We start from the raw sequence: 18008 nt of genomic DNA on the forward strand, positions 1-18008 counted from the left end.
ATATATTTCTATATTGAGCAGAATATTTCCTTCTTTATTGCCCAAGTTTTTTCCTACAAATTCTCCTATATTATAAGGGATTTTTCTTTGGTTTTCCTCCTCCCCTAGGATATTTTGTAGGAGTTTCTTGTATTTTGTGTATTATTATCAAAGAATGTATTATGTCAGAATTAGGAATCCTAACAATTTCCTTCTTTAAAATTTTTCCACCTAGAAGCTTTATTCCTTTTTCAGCTTCTTTAAGTTCTTCGTCTACTTCTGACCCTTTCATTGATATAAAGTATCCTCCTACTTTTACAAAAGGTAAAGAGTATTCTGAAAGAGTATCTAAAGAAGCTACTGCTCTAGATATACAAATATCATATTGTTCTCTGTATTTTGGTGTTCTACCAAATTCTTCTGCTCTACCATGTATAGCATCTATATTCTTTAGCTCTAAGGCTTTAATAACCTCATTTAAAAAAATAATTCTTTTATTTAAGCTATCCAGTAAAGTAACTTGAAGTTCATTATTGAAAATTTTAAGAGGTAAGCCTGGAAATCCTCCACCTGTACCTATATCTATTATCTTCTTTTTTCCCTCAAATAATTTTGTGATTATCGGCGTTAAACTGTCTAAAAAATGCTTTATATCTATTTCTATATCATCAGTTATAGCAGTTATATTTATTTTTTCATTCCATTCTTTTAATAAGTCTTTATATTTAATGAAATGTTCCTTCTGTTTTACACTCAACTCAATCCCTAAATCTCCTAAACCCTCTATCAAGGTTTCAATATTACTCATCTATCCCTACCCTTTCTTCTCTTCTTTTATGCTCCATATAAATTAATAATACGTTTATATCTGAAGGTGAAACACCTGATATTCTAGAAGCTTGTCCTACAGAATCAGGTTTTATATTATTTAGCTTTTGTTTTGCTTCATTGCTTAAACCCTTTATCTCATTATAATCAATATCTTGACTTAATTTTTTATTTTCTAGCTTTTTAAATTGATCTATTTGTATCATTTGTTTCTTTATATAACCTTCGTATTTAATTTGAGTCTCTACTTGTAATCTAATTTCCCTCAATAAATCAGGTCTATCTGGATCAAGAGCCGATAATACATCATATCCTAATTCAGGTCTTTTTATAAGTTCATAAATATTTGTAGGAGTATTTATTGGTGTACTGTTTAGACTCTCTATAATATTATTATTTTCTATTGTTGGGTTTATTTGCACCCTTTTAAGTCTCTCAAGTTCTTTTTCTATAGACTCTTTCTTTGCAAGAGTCTTTCTATATCTTTCTTCTGTTACTAATCCTATTTTATATCCACGTTCTGTAAGCCTCAAATCAGCATTATCTTGCCTTAAAGTGAGTCTGTATTCAGCCCTTGATGTCATCATTCTATAAGGTTCCTCTGTACCTTTAGTAACTAAATCATCAATTAATACTCCAATATATGCCTCTGATCTATCAAGTATAAATGGTTCTTCATCTTTTATATTCAGAACAGCATTTATTCCTGCAATTAAGCCTTGAGATGCGGCCTCTTCATATCCTGATGAACCATTTATTTGACCTGCAAAGAAAAGATTATTTATTTCTTTATGCTCTAATGTCCTTTTCAATATTGTAGGATCTATTGAATCATATTCGATAGCATATGCAGATCTCATAAATCTCACATTTTCAAGCCCTATAATTTCTTTATACATCTCTAATTGTACTTCCTCTGGTAATGTAGAACTAACACCTTGTACATACATTTCCTTAGTAGATAAACCTTCTGGTTCTATAAATACTTGATGTTTATTTTTATCAGAAAATCTTACAACTTTATCTTCAATAGATGGGCAATATCTAGGTCCTACCCCATCAATATCACCTGCATACATGGGTGAACGATGTAAATTATTCTTTATAATTTCATGCATTTTTTCAGTAGTATATGTTAAATAACAAGGAACCTGTTCTTTATCAAACACCTTATCCATATTTAAGAAGGAAAAAGGTATAACTTCCTTATCTCCAGGCTGAATCTCCATCTTTGAATAATCTATGCTATCTCTATGAACTCTAGCAGGTGTACCAGTTTTCATTCTTCTTAAATTGAATCCCTTCTCCTTCAGTGCATCTGATAAAAGTATAGAAGGAAACATTCCATCTGGTCCTGATTCATAATTGACTTCTCCCATGAATATTCTTCCCTTTAGATAGGTACCTGTTGCTAAAATTACAGCCTTACAATTATAAATAGCACCTGTTCTAGTTAAAATTCCTTTTACCTTATTACCTTCTAACAATATATCTATTATTTCTCCTTGTCTTAGAATCAAATTTGGTTCATCCTCTAATACTTTCTTCATTTCAGTATGATACATTTTTTTATCGGCTTGAACTCTTAGAGAATGAACAGCTGGTCCCTTAGAAGTATTTAACATTCTCGATTGAATAAATGATTTATCTATATTTAATGCCATTTCACCGCCAAGAGCATCTATTTCTCTTACCAAATGTCCCTTTCCTGTACCACCTATATTGGGATTACAAGATAGAGCTACGATAGAATCTAAGCTCATTGTCATTATCATAGTATTCATACCCATTCTACTGCTTGCTAAAGCAGCTTCAACACCTGCATGTCCGGCACCTACTACTATAACATCATATTCTCCTGCAAAATATTTTTTTACTTCCTTCATAAATTTCACCTTTCTAATAATGCAGTGAATAGTGAATAACTAATAGTGAATAGTTAAGACACAAAACTCTTACTCAAAACTATTCACTTTTCACTATTAACTCTTCACTAACTCTTTATTTTCCTATACAGAACTCAGAAAATATTTTATCCAATATGTCTTCTCCAATGGTATCACCAGATATTTCTCCTAAGTTCTCCCAACAATTCTTTAAATCTACCTCTATACAATCTATTGGTACATTTCCTTTTATATCTTCTATTGCTTGAGTTATATTTTCTAAAGCCTTAACTAATTGGTTTTTATGTCTTACATTAGTAACCACAGTATCTGAGTAAATCTCAATTTCCCCACTATAGAACATATTCTTTATACTTCTTTCCAATATATCTACACCTATGCCAGATGTAATAGATGTGCTTATAATCTCCCTTTCATTTAAAAGAGATTTCAAATAAGACTCATTATATTTTGTAGGTAAATCTGTTTTATTTAAAAGAATTATACTTTTCTTATCCTTTATCAGCTCTATTATTTCATAATCCTCATCAGATAGTTCTCTTGAGGCATCAAATACTGCAATAATTAAATCTGCCTTTTCTACTGTTTCCTTAGCTCTATCTACCCCAATTTGTTCAACTAAATCATCAGTATTTCTTATTCCAGCTGTATCTATTATCCTAAGCGGTATTCCATCAATATTTACATATTCCTCTATAATATCTCTTGTAGTACCTGGTATATCTGTTACTATAGCTCGATTTTCTCTAAGAACTGCATTTAATAATGAGGACTTTCCAACATTTGGCTTCCCCAATATTACAGTATTTAATCCATCTCGAAGTATCTTACCTCTATCTGCTGTAGAAAGAAGTTTTTCAATTTCTTCCTTTACCCTGTTTCCACTTTCCCGCAAATCTTCATATGTGACTTCTTCAATGTCTTCATCAGGAAAATCTATAGAAACCTCCACATGAGCAATCATTTCTAACAATATATTTCTTATTTCCTTTATCTTTCTTGATAAAGAACCTTCCAGTTGATCTAGAGAGGCCTCAAAACTCTTATCGGTCTTAGCCCTAATCATATCTATTATAGCCTCTGCTTGAGATAAATCTAATCTCCCATTTAAGAATGCTCTTTTAGTAAACTCACCAGGCTCAGCTAGTCTAGCACCATTATTTAATATCAATTCTAAGACCTTTCTTACAGAAATTATTCCACCATGACAATATACTTCCACCATATCTTCTCTAGTATAGGTATGAGGACCTTTCATATAAGATATTAAGACTTCATCTATTAACTGATTATTTTTTTTATCTACTATATGACCGTATATTAATTTTCTATTATAATCTTCATTTAATTCTTCAACCTTATTCCCTTTAAATATTGTATTTCCTATATTTAAAGCATTCTTTCCACTAATTCTTACTATACCAATACCTGCTTCTCCAACAGCAGTAGAAATAGCAGCAATAGTCATAATATCACCTCTTCTGCATCTATATATAAAGGCTAACATAAAATTACAATTTTTTATTTAAAATTAAAAAATTGACTTTTGTTAACTCTACTAATTGTAATATACCATTAATAATAAAATAATAAAACTACTTTAATCCAGTATTTATTATTCCAAAATCATTCATTTATATAAATTTTTGTAAATTTTCCTATATCATAAGAGAAACCCAGTACTATACTGGGTTTTTAGCTTTGTCTTGATTGAATAACTACTCTTCTATAAGGCTCATCACCTTCACTATAAGTGGTAATACCTTGAATATTTTGCAATGCAGAGTGTATAATCCTTCTCTCATAAGGATTCATAGGCTCTAATTTTATTGGTCTTTTAACATATCTAGCTTTTTCAGCCATTTTATTGGCTAATCTTACTAGAGTTTCTTCTCTCTTAGCTCTATATCCTTCTGTATCTACGACAACTTTAATGTAATTATCCTTATTTTTATTTATAACTAGAGATAGTAAATATTGAATAGCATCGAGCGTATTTCCTCGCTTACCTATTAATATACCCATATCAGTAGAACTAATGTCCTTTATATCTACTATTAGAATATCTCCGTCTCTTTTTATTACATTAACTGCGGATATATTCATTGAGCTTAACACTTTAGATAAAAAATTATCAGCTATTTCAATAGGGTCATATACAACAGAAACCCTAACCTTTGCATCTTTTCCACCAATTAATCCAAATAAACCTTTACTTGGCTCATCTATTATTTCTATTTTAACATCTTCTTTATTTGCATTCAACTCTATTAAAGCCTCTTTTATTGCCTCATCAACGGTTTTTGATACCTTAATAACAGACCTCATGACTTTAATTCTCCTCCTTAATCTTACCTAAAGACTTATTGGAAATTATCTGTTGTATAATTGAGAAAATATTACTTATTACCCAATATAATGCAAGTCCTGCTGCAAATCCTCTAGCAGCCATAAAAATCATTATAGGTAAAAACATATTCATCATTCTTTGAGTAGCCTGAGACTGAGGATCTGTATTTGCTGACGTCATAGTTACACTTTGTAAGTAAGTCGTTGCTGCAGCTAATAATGGTAACCCCCAAAGATAAGGATCTGGATTATTTAAATTTTTGATCCAGAAAAATGTCTTATTCATAGCTTCATAAACTGCCGGATCTTTAAAAGCAAAAGTAGTAGGGTTACCCATTACCTTAAAAAAAGCAAGAATGATGGGAAGCTGAATTAAAAGTACTAAACACCCAGAAGCTGGGTTATATTTATGTTCCTTATATAATTCTGCCATTTTTGCTTGAGCTGTTTGTGGATCATTTTTATATTTAGTTTGAATTTCTTTCATCTTTGGTTGAATTTCATTCATTTTCTTTGAAGATTTACTTTGATGTAAACTAACAGGTAAAAGTATAAGTTTAAATATTACTGTTGTTATAATTATAGCCATTGCATAGAAAGAAAAATTTGCTGGCTCTGTTCCAATCATAGATACCATATCATAAATAAACTTTAGAAGTCCACCTAGTATATTACCTAAAAAAGCCGTCATTTATAAACCCCCTATCATTTAAGCGGATCATATCCTCCCTCGTTAAACGGATGACATTTCAATATTCTTCTTATAGTTAAATAGGTTCCTTTTAAAAAGCCATATTTATTATAAGCTTGTATAGAATAATCTGAACATGTTGGATAAAATCTGCAGTTTTTCCTAGTTAGTATATATTTCGATATAATATTCTGATAAATTTTAATTAAAAAAATAGCAAATTTAGCCATTGCTATCACTTTGGCTTATAAATACACCTGCTAATTTTAGAATATGAAGCATTGCACTCTCTAACTCTTTATACGAAATATCTACCACATTCTTTTTAGGTATAAAAATTAAATCATAATTACCTCTTATACTATCAAAATTTAGTCTATAGATTTCTTTCATTCTTCTTCTTATTTTATTCCTAACGACCGAATTTCCGATTTTCTTAGTAATAGAATAACCTACCCTAGTATTTCCAACATTATTTTTCTTTACATAAAGAACTAAATTTCTATTCCAATAATTCTTTCCACCACTATAGACTCTTTTAAACTCCATATTACTTCTCAATCTAAAAATTTTATCCATTGCATTTGCTCCCTTTATCCAAATAAATGGCCTCAGTATCCAATATTTGATGAAAAATCAAACAATCGTTATAAAAAGGCCACCTTATTAGCGGCCTTATGCAGTTAATTTTTTTCTACCTCTTCTTCTTCTTGCTTTTATAATTTCCCTACCTGATCTAGTCTTCATTCTTTTTCTAAATCCATGCTCTCTGCTTCTTTGTCTTTTCTTTGGCTGATAAGTTCTTTTCATTTAGAAACACCTCCTTCGATAATATACCTTCAGAAATATATAAATAATATAGAGTTTTCCCACAAGAAAACATAAATACTACTAATGATTATATTTATTTGTACTAGATATGTCAAGAATTTTCAACAAAACTGAAGCTATAAAAAGTTATTAACAATTTATTTAACTTGTGGATAATTTTGTTGAATATATTCTTAAATTTTGATATTATTAAATAGCATGTGGATATTATTTTAAACTTATCAATACCTAAAAGTTATACACATTTTGTGGATAGTTTGTGTATAACTTTCAATATTATTTTTTAAATTTTATTAAAACAGTGTATTTACCTATTCTTTTATCCACATTTTTATTCTTCTTAAATATGTTGATAAGTTGATATTTTGATAATTTATTTTATTAATAACATTTTATTAATAGTTTATCCACAAATGACATTTTCCAAACTTAATTATTTTTACATATATATTTTTCCTTTTTTGTTGATAACTATGTTTATAACTTTTATAAATAAGTTTATTTTTTTTTCTATTGGCAATAATTTTAATGAATAGGAGGTAAAAAAATGGCTTCAAGTTTAGATAATATTTGGAATGAAGTGTTGAATCTAATTAAAGTTGAATTAACTGAAGTTAGCTTTAATACTTGGTTAAAAACAATAGAACCTATTAGTATTTCTTCCAATAAAGTAATCCTAGCTGCCCCTAATGAATTTACAAAGGGAATTTTGGTAGGAAGATATCTAAATCTAATAAAAAATGCTTTTTCTCATGTTACTGAGGAAGAATTTGATATCCAATTTATTATACCTGGAGAAGAATATTCTCTAAATGTAGGACAACCTATAGTACAAGAGGTCAATGATAGTAGTCAAAGATCCCAATTAAATCCAAAATATACCTTTGATACGTTTGTAATAGGTAACAGTAATCGTTTTGCACATGCTGCTTCCTTAGCCGTAGCTGAAGCACCAGCACAAGCCTATAATCCATTATTTTTATATGGAGGAGTAGGACTTGGAAAAACCCACTTGATGCATGCAATTGGTCATTATACACTTAGTCAGAATCCCAACTCAAAAGTAGTATATGTTACATCAGAAAAATTTACAAATGAGCTTATCAATTCTATAAGAGAATATAGAAATGAAGAGTTTAGAAATAAATATAGAAATATAGACGTACTCCTAATAGATGATATTCAGTTTATTGCAGGTAAAGAAGGAACTCAAGAAGAATTTTTCCATACTTTTAATGCCTTACATGAAGCGAATAAACAAATAATCATATCTAGTGATAGGCCGCCTAAGGAAATCCCTACATTAGAAGATAGACTTAGATCTAGATTTGAGTGGGGACTAATTGCTGATATTCAGCCGCCAGATCTAGAAACTAGAATCGCCATACTTAGAAAAAAGGCTAATGTTGAGAATATTAAGGTTAATGATAATGTAATGCTCTACATAGCTTCCAAAATTCAATCAAATATTAGGGAACTTGAGGGAGCATTGATTAGAGTGGTAGCTTATTCTTCTCTAACAAATAGTGAAGTTACTGAAGAATTAGCTGAAGAAGCTTTAAAAGATATATTATCAAGTAATAAGTCCATAGAGATTACCGTTGAATTAATAAAAGAAATGGTGTCTAAAAATTTTAAAGTTAAAATTGATGACTTTAACTCTAAAAAGAGGACTAGGGCTATAGCCTATCCTAGACAAATTGCTATGTATCTAACTAGAGAATTAACAGATCTATCACTACCTAAAATAGGAGAGGAATTTGGAGGTAGAGATCACACAACTGTTATACATGCATATGACAAAATAAGCACAGATATAAATGAAAGTTCAGAATTAAAAAGAAAAATCGATGATATAGTAAAAGAATTAAAAGGATAATTTATTAATTAATGTGGATATCTTTTATGCTTTCCAAACACTTATCCACATGTTATTAAATTGATAAAATATTTGATATTTCTATCTATCAATAATTATCCACATAATCACAGCCCCTACTACTATTACTACTATATATTTTATATTCTTTCTATATCTGGGAAAAAAAGGAGGTCTAAATAAATGAAAATAAAAGTAAACCAAAAAGACTTAGCTAAACATATAAGTATTGCACAAAAAGGGATATCTTCAAGAACTACTTTACAAATATTAGACGGAATATTGTTAGAAGCACATAAAGATAAATTAAAACTTACAGGAACAGATTTGGAAATAAGTATAGAAACCTATGTTAATTGTGAAATAGAAAGAGAAGGTTCTATTGTAGTTAATTCTAGAATATTTGGGGATATAATTAAAAAACTTCCAGATGCTTCTATTTATATAGATGTTGATAATAACAATATTAATATTAAATGTGAAAACTCAGAATTTAATATATTAGGTAATTCATCTAAAGAATATCCAGATTTACCTATAGTTTTAGAACATACTACATTTCAATTGCCAAATGATTTGTTTAAATCTGCCATAAGACAAACAGTCTTTGCTACAACTCAGGATGAAACAAGACCATCTCTCACAGGAGTACTATTTGAAATAATAGATAGTAATATTTCTTTCGTAGCTTTAGATGGATATAGATTAGCTTTAAGAAAATTACCTATACAATCAGATGTAGAAATTAAGATAATAATACCAGGTAGAGCTTTAAATGAGATAAATAAAATAGTAGAAGATAATGAAAGTAATATGGAAATCGCAGCTGCACCTGGGCATGTAGTATTTAATATAGGAGATACTATAGTATATTCAAGATTATTAGAAGGACAGTTCTTTAATTATAAAGAAATTATAAGGAAAGATCATAAAACATCTGCAATAGTAAATAAAAAGGCATTTCAAGATAGTCTTGAAAGAGCGTCATTGCTTGCAAAAGAAGAAAAGGCAAATTTAGTTAAGTTAAGCATAATAGATGGACAAATATTAATAAAATCTAATTCTGAAATAGGGAATGTAAATGAAATGATAATGGCTCAAGCAAGTGGAGAAAATATAAATATTGCCTTTAACTCAAGATATATATTAGAAGGTATAAAAGTAATTGATGCAGAGGAAATAAAGTTAAATTTCATGGGAAGTTTAAATCCATGTATTATAAAACCATTGCAAGATGAAAACTATACTTATTTAGTCTTGCCAGTGCGTCTTGCACAAGATGATTTTTAGAGGAGAGATAATCTATGAAAGAAATATCTATAGAAACTGATTATATTAAATTAGATCAGTTCTTAAAGCTTGCAGGTATTACACAAACTGGTGGTCAAGCAAAGATTATGATTAGTGAAGGTAGTATAATAGTCAATAATGAAGTTATATTACAAAGAGGAAAAAAAATAAGGAAAAATGATATTGTTGAAATTAAAGATTATGGATCTTTTGTTGTGATATAATATTATTTACCTTAAGGGGTGTTTTTTTTGCATGTAAAAAATATTAGACTTATAAATTTTAGAAATTATTATAGCCTAAACATAGACCTAAATAAAAAGACAAATATTTTTATAGGAAAAAATGCTCAGGGGAAAACTAATTTACTTGAAGCAGTATATATTTGTGCAACAGGAAGATCCTTTAGAACAAATAGAGATAAAGAGATAATCAATTTTAATAAAAATGAAGCTTATGTTGGAGCACAAATGAATATAGGAAAGCAGGAAAAATTTATTGAAATAAAATTAGAGAGAGAAAAAGCAAAAAGAATTAGAGTAAATAAGACTGAGCTAAAGAATTATAAAGAGCTCTATAGTGGACTAAATGTGGTTATTTTCTCACCTGAAGATTTAAAACTTGTAAAGGAAGGACCAGGAGAGAGAAGAAACTTTTTAGATATGGAGATTTCTCAAATAAGGCCTGTATATAACTTTAATATAAATAGATATAATAAAATATTGTTTCAAAGAAACAATTTGTTAAGATCAAGTAAGTTTCAAACGAATATATCTAGTCTTTTAGAAATATTTGACTTACAGCTTGCAAAAATAGGCACAGATATAATTTTAGAAAGAGATAAATATGTACAAGAACTTTCTAAGATATCTAGTATTACTCATAATAAAATAACTCTATCTCGAGAAAATCTAGAATTAAAGTATTTATCTAATATTGAAATATTAGATAATAAAATAGAAATGGAAAAAAATTATTTAAATAAGCTTAAAAAGTATATAGATAAGGATATAGAAGCAGCTTCTACACAATTAGGACCTCATAGAGACGATATATTGATGACAATAAATGATAAAGAGCTTAAGACATATGGCTCTCAAGGTCAGCAAAGAACTGTAGTATTATCTATAAAACTATCTGAAGTAGAATTAATAAAAAAGCAGAGAGGAATTTATCCAGTATTACTTTTAGATGATGTTTTTTCTGAATTGGATGAAGAGAGAAGAAAATACTTAATTAAATCTTTTCAAGATATGCAGACATTAATAACAGTAACAGATGCCATAGACTTAAAAGAAATGGAAACAATCGAAAAATCTATATTTTATATAGAAGAGGGGAAATTAATGTAGATAGGAGCCATAGGATGATTATTCATATAGGTGAAAATAACTATATATTTGAAAAAAATATAATAGCTATACTAGATAAAAAAGCTGCTGAAGGTACAAAAAAAACTAGGGAATTTATAAATAAATTAATAGAAGATAATTGTGTAATTGGTTCTTTAGATCAAAATACAAAATCCTATATAGTTGTATCAGATAATAATAAGACAATAGTTTATACATCAAACATATCTTCGAAAGCACTATCAAATAGAAATATTTACGAATAGATAATATTAGATTGGAGGTAATTTAATGGCCAATGAAAAAAATGGGATAAATGGTAACAATGATAGACATTATACAGCTCAAGATATCCAAGTACTTACAGGTCTAGAGCCAGTAAGAAAAAGACCAGGTATGTATATAGGCAGTACAGGACCAAAAGGACTTCACCATTTAGTATATGAAGTAGTAGATAATAGTATAGATGAGGCTTTAGCGGGAATTTGTGACACCATTAGGGTCACTATTTTTGATGATAACTCAGTAAAAGTATCAGATAATGGTAGTGGAATACCAGTTGAAAAACATCCACAAACAGGAAAATCTACTGTAGAGACTGTTTTAACTATATTACATGCAGGTGGTAAGTTTAACAATGGTGCATATAAAGTATCTGGTGGGCTACATGGTGTTGGGGTTTCTGTAGTAAATGCACTATCTGAGTGGCTAGTAGCTAAGGTAAGAAGAAATGGTAAAGAATATATGCAAAAATTTGAAAGAGGATTAGCAAAAACAGAACTTGAAACTATAGGAGATTCTGATGAAACAGGTACAACTATCCATTTCAAACCAGATGCAGAAATATTTGAGACTGTAATATTTAGTTTTGAAACCCTAGAACATAGATTTAGAGAAATGGCATTTTTAAATAAAGGAATCAAAATTATATTAGAAGATGAGAGAGAAGGAAAAACAAAAGAATTCCATTATGAAGGTGGAATAAAATCTTTCGTAGAGTATATAAACAAAAATAAAACTCCTATACAAAAAGATATAGTATATTATGAGGGAGAAAAAGATGGAACAACTGTAGAATTAGCATTACAATATACTGATGGATATACAGAAAATATATTTACCTTTGCAAATAATATAAACACTCCAGAGGGTGGAACACATTTATCAGGATTTAGAACAGCTTTAACTAGGGTCATGAATGACTATGGTAGAAAGTATGGAATTATAAAAGAAAAAGAGGAGAATCTTAGCGGAGATGATGTAAGAGAAGGTTTGACAGGTATATTATCAGTTAAGTTAATGGAACCCCAATTTGAAGGTCAAACTAAAAGTAAACTAGGAAATAGTGAGACAAGAGGTATAGTTGAAACTTTAACATATGATTATTTAAATATATATTTAGAAGAAAATCCTAGAGAGGCAAAAATAATATTAGAAAAGGCCATATCTTCTCAAAGGGCAAGAGAAGCTGCTAGAAAGGCAAGAGATTTAACTAGAAGAAAGAGTGTATTAGAGAATACTACATTACCTGGGAAATTAGCAGATTGTCAAGACTCTGATTTAGAGACTACAGAGATATATCTAGTAGAGGGAAATTCAGCTGGTGGTAGTGCAAAGCAAGGTAGAGATAAGAAATTTCAGGCTATATTACCCCTAAGAGGAAAGATATTAAATGTAGAGAAGGCTAGATTGGATAAGATATTAAGTTCAGAGGAAATAAAAATTATGATTACAGCCTTTGGAACAGGTATTGGTGAAGATTTTAATATAGAAAAATTAAGATATGGAAAAATAATATTGATGACTGACGCCGACGTAGATGGTGCACATATTAGAACTCTACTATTAACTTTCTTCTATAGATATATGAAAGAGTTAATAGATAATGGACATATATATATTGCTCAGCCACCACTTTATAAAGTAACTAAAAGTAGACAAGAGCATTATGTATATAGTGATAAGGAATTAGATGATTTGTTAGAGGAAATAGGTAGATCTAACTATGCTATTCAAAGATATAAAGGTCTTGGAGAAATGAACCCAGAACAACTTTGGGATACAACTATGAATCCAGAAACAAGAACACTATTAAAAGTAACTTTAGAGGATGCGGTGGCAGCTGATGAAGTATTTACAACTTTAATGGGTGATAAAGTACAACCAAGAAGAGAATTTATTGAAGAGAATGCTAAGTTTGTAAAAAATTTAGATATATAGGAGGTCAAGTATGGATAGAGAATTTGACAATATAGTAGAAATAAATATTGAACAGGAAATGAAGAAATCCTACTTAGACTATTCCATGAGTGTAATTATGAGCCGTGCTTTACCAGATGTACGTGATGGACTAAAGCCTGTTCATAGAAGGATAATCTATGCTATGGATGAGCTTGGTATGGGGCCAGATAAACCCTACAGAAAGTCTGCTAGGGTTGTCGGGGACGTACTAGGTAAGTATCATCCTCATGGGGATAGCTCAGTTTATGATGCAATGGTAAGACTTGCACAGGATTTCAATATTAGATATCCGTTAGTAGATGGTCATGGAAACTTTGGATCTATAGATGGTGATGAAGCTGCTGCTATGCGTTATACAGAGGCGAGAATGACTAAGCTTGCGATGGAAATGCTAAGGGATATAGGAAAAGATACTATAGATTACAGACCAAACTTTGATGAAACATTAAAAGAGCCTGTAGTTTTACCAAGTAGATTTCCTAATTTATTAGTTAATGGTTCTTCAGGTATAGCTGTAGGAATGGCAACAAATATTCCTCCTCATAATCTAAAAGAAGTAATCGATGGTGCTATAGTACTTATAGATAATCCTGATGCTGATGTTGAAGAATTAATGACATCAATAAAAGGACCAGATTTTCCAACAGCTGGTCATATAATGGGTAAAGAGGGTATAAAATCTGCTTATAAAACAGGAAGAGGTAAAATAACAGTAAGAGCAGTTACTGAAATAGAAGAAACAAATAAGGGAAGACATAGAATCATAGTAACTGAACTTCCTTATCAAGTTAATAAAGCTAATTTAATTGAAAAGATAGCTGAATATGTTAGAGATAAAAAATTAGAAGGAATATCTGATCTAAGGGATGAATCTGATAGAGAAGGTATGAGAGTAGTTATAGAGATTAAAAGAGATGCAAATCCAAATGTAGTATTAAATAATCTATATAAGCATACTCAATTACAAACTACTTTTGGGGTAATAATGCTGGCTTTAGTAAATGATGAACCAAAAATCCTTGATCTAAAGCAAATGTTGACTCATTATATAGCTCATCAAAAAGATATAATAACTAGAAGAACTCAATATGACTTAGCTAAGGCAGAAGAAAGAGCTCACATAGTAGAAGGATTAAAAATAGCATTAGATAATATAGATGAGGTAATACGTATAATAAGATCATCTAAGACTGAAGCTATAGCCAAAGAAGCTTTAATGGATAGCTTTGGGTTATCAGATAAGCAGTCTCAGGCAATATTAGATATGAGACTTAGACGTTTAACAGGTCTAGAAAGAGAAAAATTAGAAGAAGAATATGAAGCATTGATAAAAGAAATTAATAGGTTTAGAGAAATACTAGCTAATGAAAGATTAGTATATCAAATAATTAAAGAAGAACTAATTGAAATAAAAGAAAAGTATGGAGATCCAAGAAGAACTAGAATAATGCCTTCTGCTGATGAGATAGATATAGAAGATATGATTGAAGAAGAAGATGTTGTAATTACATTAACTCATTTCGGTTATATAAAGAGAACTCCGGAGTATACTTATAAGACTCAGAAAAGAGGCGGAAAGGGAATAGTAGCTTTAACGACTAGGGAAGAAGATTTCGTAGAGGACCTATATATTACTTCAACTCATGATACAATATTATTCTTTACCAATAAGGGTAAAGTGTTCTCTTTAAAGGCATACGAGATTCCTGAAGGTGGTAGACAGGCAAAAGGAACAGCTATAATAAATCTATTAAATTTAACAGGTGATGAAAAGGTAAATGCTATAGTACCTATAGATAAGAATACTACAGAGAGTAATCTTGTTTTCATTACTAAAGAAGGTATCATTAAAAAGACCAGCTTAGATAATTTTGAAAATATCAGAAAGAATGGTATTATAGCTATTAGTCTAAGGGATAGTGATGAATTAATAGGTGTTAGAAAAACAAATGGAAGTAGAGAAATGATTGTAGTAACCAAAAAAGGTATGTCTATCAGATTTGATGAAAATGATGTTAGAGAAATGGGAAGATCTGCCATGGGAGTAAAAGCCATTAGTCTAAGAGATAATGATCAGGTTGTAGCTATGGAATTAGTTGAAGAAGGTAAGAAGTTATTAGTTATTTCAGAATATGGATTTGGAAAGAGAACTTCACTAGATGAGTATAAAATTCAAAATAGGGGAGGAAAAGGACTAATAACTTATAACATAAAAGAAAAAACTGGTGATATAGTTTCAGCTAAGGTTGTAGATGACAATGATGAATTATTGATAATTTCATTTACGGGTACAATTATTAGACTTATAGCTAAAGATATTTCTATCATGGGTAGAAGTACCCAAGGAGTTACTCTCATGAAGATGAAAGATGATAGGGTAGTAGCTGTAGCAAAATATGTAGAAGAAGAATAATGTAATAATCAATTACAATCCTTTATTTCGTTCAGGTATTTTTATACTGAATGGATAAAGGATTTCTTTTTAGGTAAAAATTTCTAAATCCGGGTATTTTGCTTTACATTAAACTATTTTTATTATAAAATTAATACATATTGTTATGTAGATAAAGGAGGGTTTGTAATGTCTCTAAATATACAAGTAAAGTTTGATGAGAAAGAAAATCAGTGGGTATTTTTGCCAGAGGGAGAAATAGATATCTATACTTCTCCAAAATTTAAAGAGGAGATATTGAAACATTTTAGTAGTAAACAAACAGATATATTAATAGATGGAGAAAATCTAAATTATGTCGATAGTACGGGATTAGGAGCGTTAATATCTATTTTGAAAAAGCTTAAAGATAATGAATACAAAATTTATTTATCAAATATTAAGCCAAATATAAGAAAAATATTTGATATTACAGAATTAGATAAGTTGTTTATTATAAGAGGTGAAAAGGATGAATAAAGATGTAATAAGCTTCACAATACCTAGAAAGCCAGATTATATTAGTTTAGTTAGGCTTACTACCTCAGGAATAGCACATAGTATGGGATTAAATGTAGATGATATAGAGGATATTAAAGTTTCTATAGGAGAAGCTTGTGTTAACTCCCTTATGTTAAATGATGGAGAAGAAATATCTTTAGTATTTGAAATAGATGAAGAAAAATTATCTATAGAGGTAACAAACGTTAGTGAAAATATACCTGAAGACTTGGATGAAAGAAAAGAAAGAGAATTAGGTTTATTAATTATAAAGTCATTGATGGATGAAGTTGTATTTAATGGAGACGGAATAAAAATGATCAAGTATATAGAGGATGATGATCAATGACTAATAAGGGGCAAGATGAAAGAGAAAATAAAGAATTAAAAGACAAAACAGAGATTAAAAACTTATTTAAATCCTATAGTCAAAATAAGGACAAGGATACTAGAGATAAATTAATTGAAAAACATATATATATAGCAGAGATTTTATCAAAAAAATACGCAAATAGGGGTATAGAGTATGACGATATATATCAAGTGGCTTGCATTGGACTTATATATGCTATAGATAGGTATGATATAGATAAAGGTTATGAATTTTCTAGCTTTGCAACTCCAACTATAATAGGAGAAATAAAGAAATACTTTAGAGATAAGGGGTGGACCATAAGAGTACCTAGAAGAATACAAGAATTATCTAAGAAGATAAATAATGCAAAGGTATTTTTATCCCAACAGTTACAAAGGTCACCTACAGTTGAAGATATAGCAAATTATCTAAAATGTTCAGAAGAAGAGATATTAGAGGCCATGGAAGCAAGTAAGGTATATACTCCTCAATCTTTAGATGTGACTTATGATTCAAACAATGAAGATAAAGATGTTAATTTAGCAGACCTAATTGGAGAAGAGGATCACTATTTTAGTAGAATTGAGAATAATGATTTTTTAGTTAAGACTATGGAGAAGTTAAATGATGTAGAAAAACAAATATTGATTGAAAGATATTTTAATAAAAAAACTCAAGTTTCTATAGCTAAAATGTTAGATATATCTCAAATGACAGTATCTAGGATAGAAAAAAGAGTTTTAGAAAAGCTAAGGAAAGAAATAGAAAGAACAATGATATAATAAACAATAATGTATTATTAATAAATAATCTTCGAATTTATTCGAAGATTATTTATTAAAAAGCTACTAAAATCAATATTTCTAAAGAAAACAAAACTTTTTTAAAATAAGTATTGACTTTAATCACTAAAGAGAGTATCATAGTAAAAGTCGGCTGTGACATTGAACAAAACAAATCAAATTAAAGATTTAAAAAAAGTTCAAAAAAACAGTTGACAAGTCTCTCGAAAGAGAGTATGATAGTAAAAGTCGGCTGTGACAAAAACCTTTATAAATCAACAAAATGATTTAAAAAAAGTTTTAAAAAACAGTTGACAGCAAACGGAAAGTTTGCTATACTAAGTAAGTCACCTCGACGAGGTGGTTATGACCTAACCCAATGAGCGTAAGCGAGTTGTAGGTAGGTCAAAGGCAATGAGCGCCAAATCTATACGAGCGTAGCGAGTAAATAGATTTGAGTTGCGAAACTGCGAGAACCTAGACAACTAAACAGTGTGAGTAACTTTGAATCATAAAACACACAAGTAACAAATTAGCTTTTTAAAGCTAGCTAAATTTTGAGCTAATCAGACTTTTTTATGAGAGTTTGATC

At 29.5% G+C, this 18008-nt stretch carries 18 protein-coding genes; 10 read left to right on the top strand and 8 right to left on the bottom strand.

Features of this window, described 5'->3' with window-relative positions; all coding sequences use genetic code 11:
• Positions 1–70: 70 nt before the first annotated feature.
• From rsmG to rpmH, 8 genes are all read right to left on the bottom strand, one after another.
• The gene (gene rsmG / locus KQI38_RS05110; RefSeq protein WP_216556590.1) at positions 71–787 is read right to left on the bottom strand and encodes a 16S rRNA (guanine(527)-N(7))-methyltransferase RsmG; all 717 of its coding nucleotides are present in this window, start codon (positions 785–787) and stop codon (positions 71–73) included.
• Positions 780–2693 (bottom strand): tRNA uridine-5-carboxymethylaminomethyl(34) synthesis enzyme MnmG, encoded by a 1914-nt coding sequence (gene mnmG / locus KQI38_RS05115; protein ID WP_216556592.1) that lies wholly within the window; start codon positions 2691–2693, stop codon positions 780–782. Before mnmG ends, rsmG begins: the two co-directional genes overlap by 8 nt.
• A gap of 115 nt (positions 2694–2808) precedes the next feature.
• Positions 2809–4182, bottom strand: a complete 1374-nt coding sequence (mnmE, locus tag KQI38_RS05120; RefSeq protein WP_216556594.1) for a tRNA uridine-5-carboxymethylaminomethyl(34) synthesis GTPase MnmE — start codon at positions 4180–4182, stop codon at positions 2809–2811.
• A 227-nt stretch (positions 4183–4409) separates the two neighbouring features.
• Complete coding sequence (gene jag / locus KQI38_RS05125; RefSeq protein WP_216556596.1) at positions 4410–5042, bottom strand: RNA-binding cell elongation regulator Jag/EloR; 633 nt, start codon at positions 5040–5042, stop codon at positions 4410–4412.
• Positions 5043–5046: 4 nt separating this feature from the next.
• Positions 5047–5754: a YidC/Oxa1 family membrane protein insertase gene (locus tag KQI38_RS05130; RefSeq protein ID WP_216556598.1), complete on the bottom strand. Its 708-nt coding sequence runs from the start codon at positions 5752–5754 to the stop codon at positions 5047–5049.
• A 14-nt stretch (positions 5755–5768) separates the two neighbouring features.
• Entirely contained in the window at positions 5769–5984 is a 216-nt protein-coding gene (yidD, locus tag KQI38_RS05135) for a membrane protein insertion efficiency factor YidD (RefSeq protein ID WP_216556600.1), read from the bottom strand.
• Positions 5977–6333 carry a ribonuclease P protein component gene (rnpA, locus tag KQI38_RS05140; RefSeq protein WP_216556602.1) on the bottom strand — a complete coding sequence of 119 codons (357 nt, stop codon included), beginning with the start codon at positions 6331–6333 and terminating at the stop codon, positions 5977–5979. Before rnpA ends, yidD begins: the two co-directional genes overlap by 8 nt.
• A 96-nt stretch (positions 6334–6429) precedes the next feature.
• A complete protein-coding gene (gene rpmH, locus KQI38_RS05145) occupies positions 6430–6564 on the bottom strand; it encodes a 50S ribosomal protein L34 (protein ID WP_072977524.1) in 135 nt (44 codons plus the stop codon).
• A gap of 568 nt (positions 6565–7132) precedes the next feature.
• Here rpmH and dnaA point away from each other — a divergent pair.
• From dnaA to KQI38_RS05195, 10 genes are all read left to right on the top strand, one after another.
• On the top strand, positions 7133–8464 hold the full coding sequence (dnaA, locus tag KQI38_RS05150; protein ID WP_216556604.1) for a chromosomal replication initiator protein DnaA: 1332 nt from the start codon (positions 7133–7135) through the stop codon (positions 8462–8464).
• Between the two features lie 183 nt (positions 8465–8647).
• A complete protein-coding gene (gene dnaN, locus KQI38_RS05155; RefSeq protein ID WP_216556605.1) occupies positions 8648–9754 on the top strand; it encodes a DNA polymerase III subunit beta in 1107 nt (368 codons plus the stop codon).
• Positions 9755–9768: 14 nt separating this feature from the next.
• The gene (locus tag KQI38_RS05160) at positions 9769–9978 is read left to right on the top strand and encodes an RNA-binding S4 domain-containing protein (RefSeq protein WP_216556607.1); all 210 of its coding nucleotides are present in this window, start codon (positions 9769–9771) and stop codon (positions 9976–9978) included.
• Between the two features lie 27 nt (positions 9979–10005).
• Positions 10006–11106 carry a DNA replication/repair protein RecF gene (gene recF, locus KQI38_RS05165; protein WP_216556609.1) on the top strand — a complete coding sequence of 367 codons (1101 nt, stop codon included), beginning with the start codon at positions 10006–10008 and terminating at the stop codon, positions 11104–11106.
• Between the two features lie 14 nt (positions 11107–11120).
• Entirely contained in the window at positions 11121–11372 is a 252-nt protein-coding gene (remB, locus tag KQI38_RS05170; RefSeq protein WP_094904221.1) for an extracellular matrix regulator RemB, read from the top strand.
• A 25-nt stretch (positions 11373–11397) separates the two neighbouring features.
• Positions 11398–13326 (top strand): DNA topoisomerase (ATP-hydrolyzing) subunit B, encoded by a 1929-nt coding sequence (gyrB, locus tag KQI38_RS05175; protein ID WP_216556611.1) that lies wholly within the window; start codon positions 11398–11400, stop codon positions 13324–13326.
• A gap of 10 nt (positions 13327–13336) precedes the next feature.
• Positions 13337–15760: a DNA gyrase subunit A gene (gene gyrA, locus KQI38_RS05180; RefSeq protein ID WP_216556613.1), complete on the top strand. Its 2424-nt coding sequence runs from the start codon at positions 13337–13339 to the stop codon at positions 15758–15760.
• 168 nt (positions 15761–15928) lie between these two features.
• Positions 15929–16258: an STAS domain-containing protein gene (locus KQI38_RS05185; RefSeq protein ID WP_216556615.1), complete on the top strand. Its 330-nt coding sequence runs from the start codon at positions 15929–15931 to the stop codon at positions 16256–16258.
• Complete coding sequence (locus KQI38_RS05190; RefSeq protein ID WP_216556617.1) at positions 16251–16628, top strand: ATP-binding protein; 378 nt, start codon at positions 16251–16253, stop codon at positions 16626–16628. Before KQI38_RS05185 ends, KQI38_RS05190 begins: the two co-directional genes overlap by 8 nt.
• Positions 16625–17416, top strand: coding sequence for a SigB/SigF/SigG family RNA polymerase sigma factor (locus KQI38_RS05195; protein ID WP_216556619.1), 792 nt, complete (start codon positions 16625–16627; stop codon positions 17414–17416). The genes KQI38_RS05190 and KQI38_RS05195 overlap by 4 nt, the downstream gene beginning before the upstream one ends.
• Positions 17417–18008: the final 592 nt, after the last annotated feature.

This window comes from Tissierella carlieri (assembly GCF_018917285.1).
Classification (GTDB): domain Bacteria; phylum Bacillota; class Clostridia; order Tissierellales; family Tissierellaceae; genus Tissierella; species Tissierella carlieri.

Excerpts from the sequence above, each read along its gene's own strand:
- mnmE (WP_216556594.1), bottom strand. The coding sequence starts at position 4,182 with ATGACTATTGCTGCTATTTCTACTGCTGTTGGAGAAGCAGGTATTGGT.
- rpmH (WP_072977524.1), bottom strand. The coding sequence starts at position 6,564 with ATGAAAAGAACTTATCAGCCAAAGAAAAGACAAAGAAGCAGAGAGCAT.
- rnpA (WP_216556602.1), bottom strand. The coding sequence starts at position 6,333 with ATGGATAAAATTTTTAGATTGAGAAGTAATATGGAGTTTAAAAGAGTC.
- gyrB (WP_216556611.1), top strand. The coding sequence starts at position 11,398 with ATGGCCAATGAAAAAAATGGGATAAATGGTAACAATGATAGACATTAT.
- dnaA (WP_216556604.1), top strand. The coding sequence starts at position 7,133 with ATGGCTTCAAGTTTAGATAATATTTGGAATGAAGTGTTGAATCTAATT.
- remB (WP_094904221.1), top strand. The coding sequence starts at position 11,121 with ATGATTATTCATATAGGTGAAAATAACTATATATTTGAAAAAAATATA.
- rsmG (WP_216556590.1), bottom strand. The coding sequence starts at position 787 with ATGAGTAATATTGAAACCTTGATAGAGGGTTTAGGAGATTTAGGGATT.
- jag (WP_216556596.1), bottom strand. The coding sequence starts at position 5,042 with ATGAGGTCTGTTATTAAGGTATCAAAAACCGTTGATGAGGCAATAAAA.
- KQI38_RS05185 (WP_216556615.1), top strand. The coding sequence starts at position 15,929 with ATGTCTCTAAATATACAAGTAAAGTTTGATGAGAAAGAAAATCAGTGG.
- KQI38_RS05190 (WP_216556617.1), top strand. The coding sequence starts at position 16,251 with ATGAATAAAGATGTAATAAGCTTCACAATACCTAGAAAGCCAGATTAT.
- yidD (WP_216556600.1), bottom strand. The coding sequence starts at position 5,984 with ATGGCTAAATTTGCTATTTTTTTAATTAAAATTTATCAGAATATTATA.
- KQI38_RS05160 (WP_216556607.1), top strand. The coding sequence starts at position 9,769 with ATGAAAGAAATATCTATAGAAACTGATTATATTAAATTAGATCAGTTC.
- mnmG (WP_216556592.1), bottom strand. The coding sequence starts at position 2,693 with ATGAAGGAAGTAAAAAAATATTTTGCAGGAGAATATGATGTTATAGTA.
- KQI38_RS05195 (WP_216556619.1), top strand. The coding sequence starts at position 16,625 with ATGACTAATAAGGGGCAAGATGAAAGAGAAAATAAAGAATTAAAAGAC.
- gyrA (WP_216556613.1), top strand. The coding sequence starts at position 13,337 with ATGGATAGAGAATTTGACAATATAGTAGAAATAAATATTGAACAGGAA.
- KQI38_RS05130 (WP_216556598.1), bottom strand. The coding sequence starts at position 5,754 with ATGACGGCTTTTTTAGGTAATATACTAGGTGGACTTCTAAAGTTTATT.
- dnaN (WP_216556605.1), top strand. The coding sequence starts at position 8,648 with ATGAAAATAAAAGTAAACCAAAAAGACTTAGCTAAACATATAAGTATT.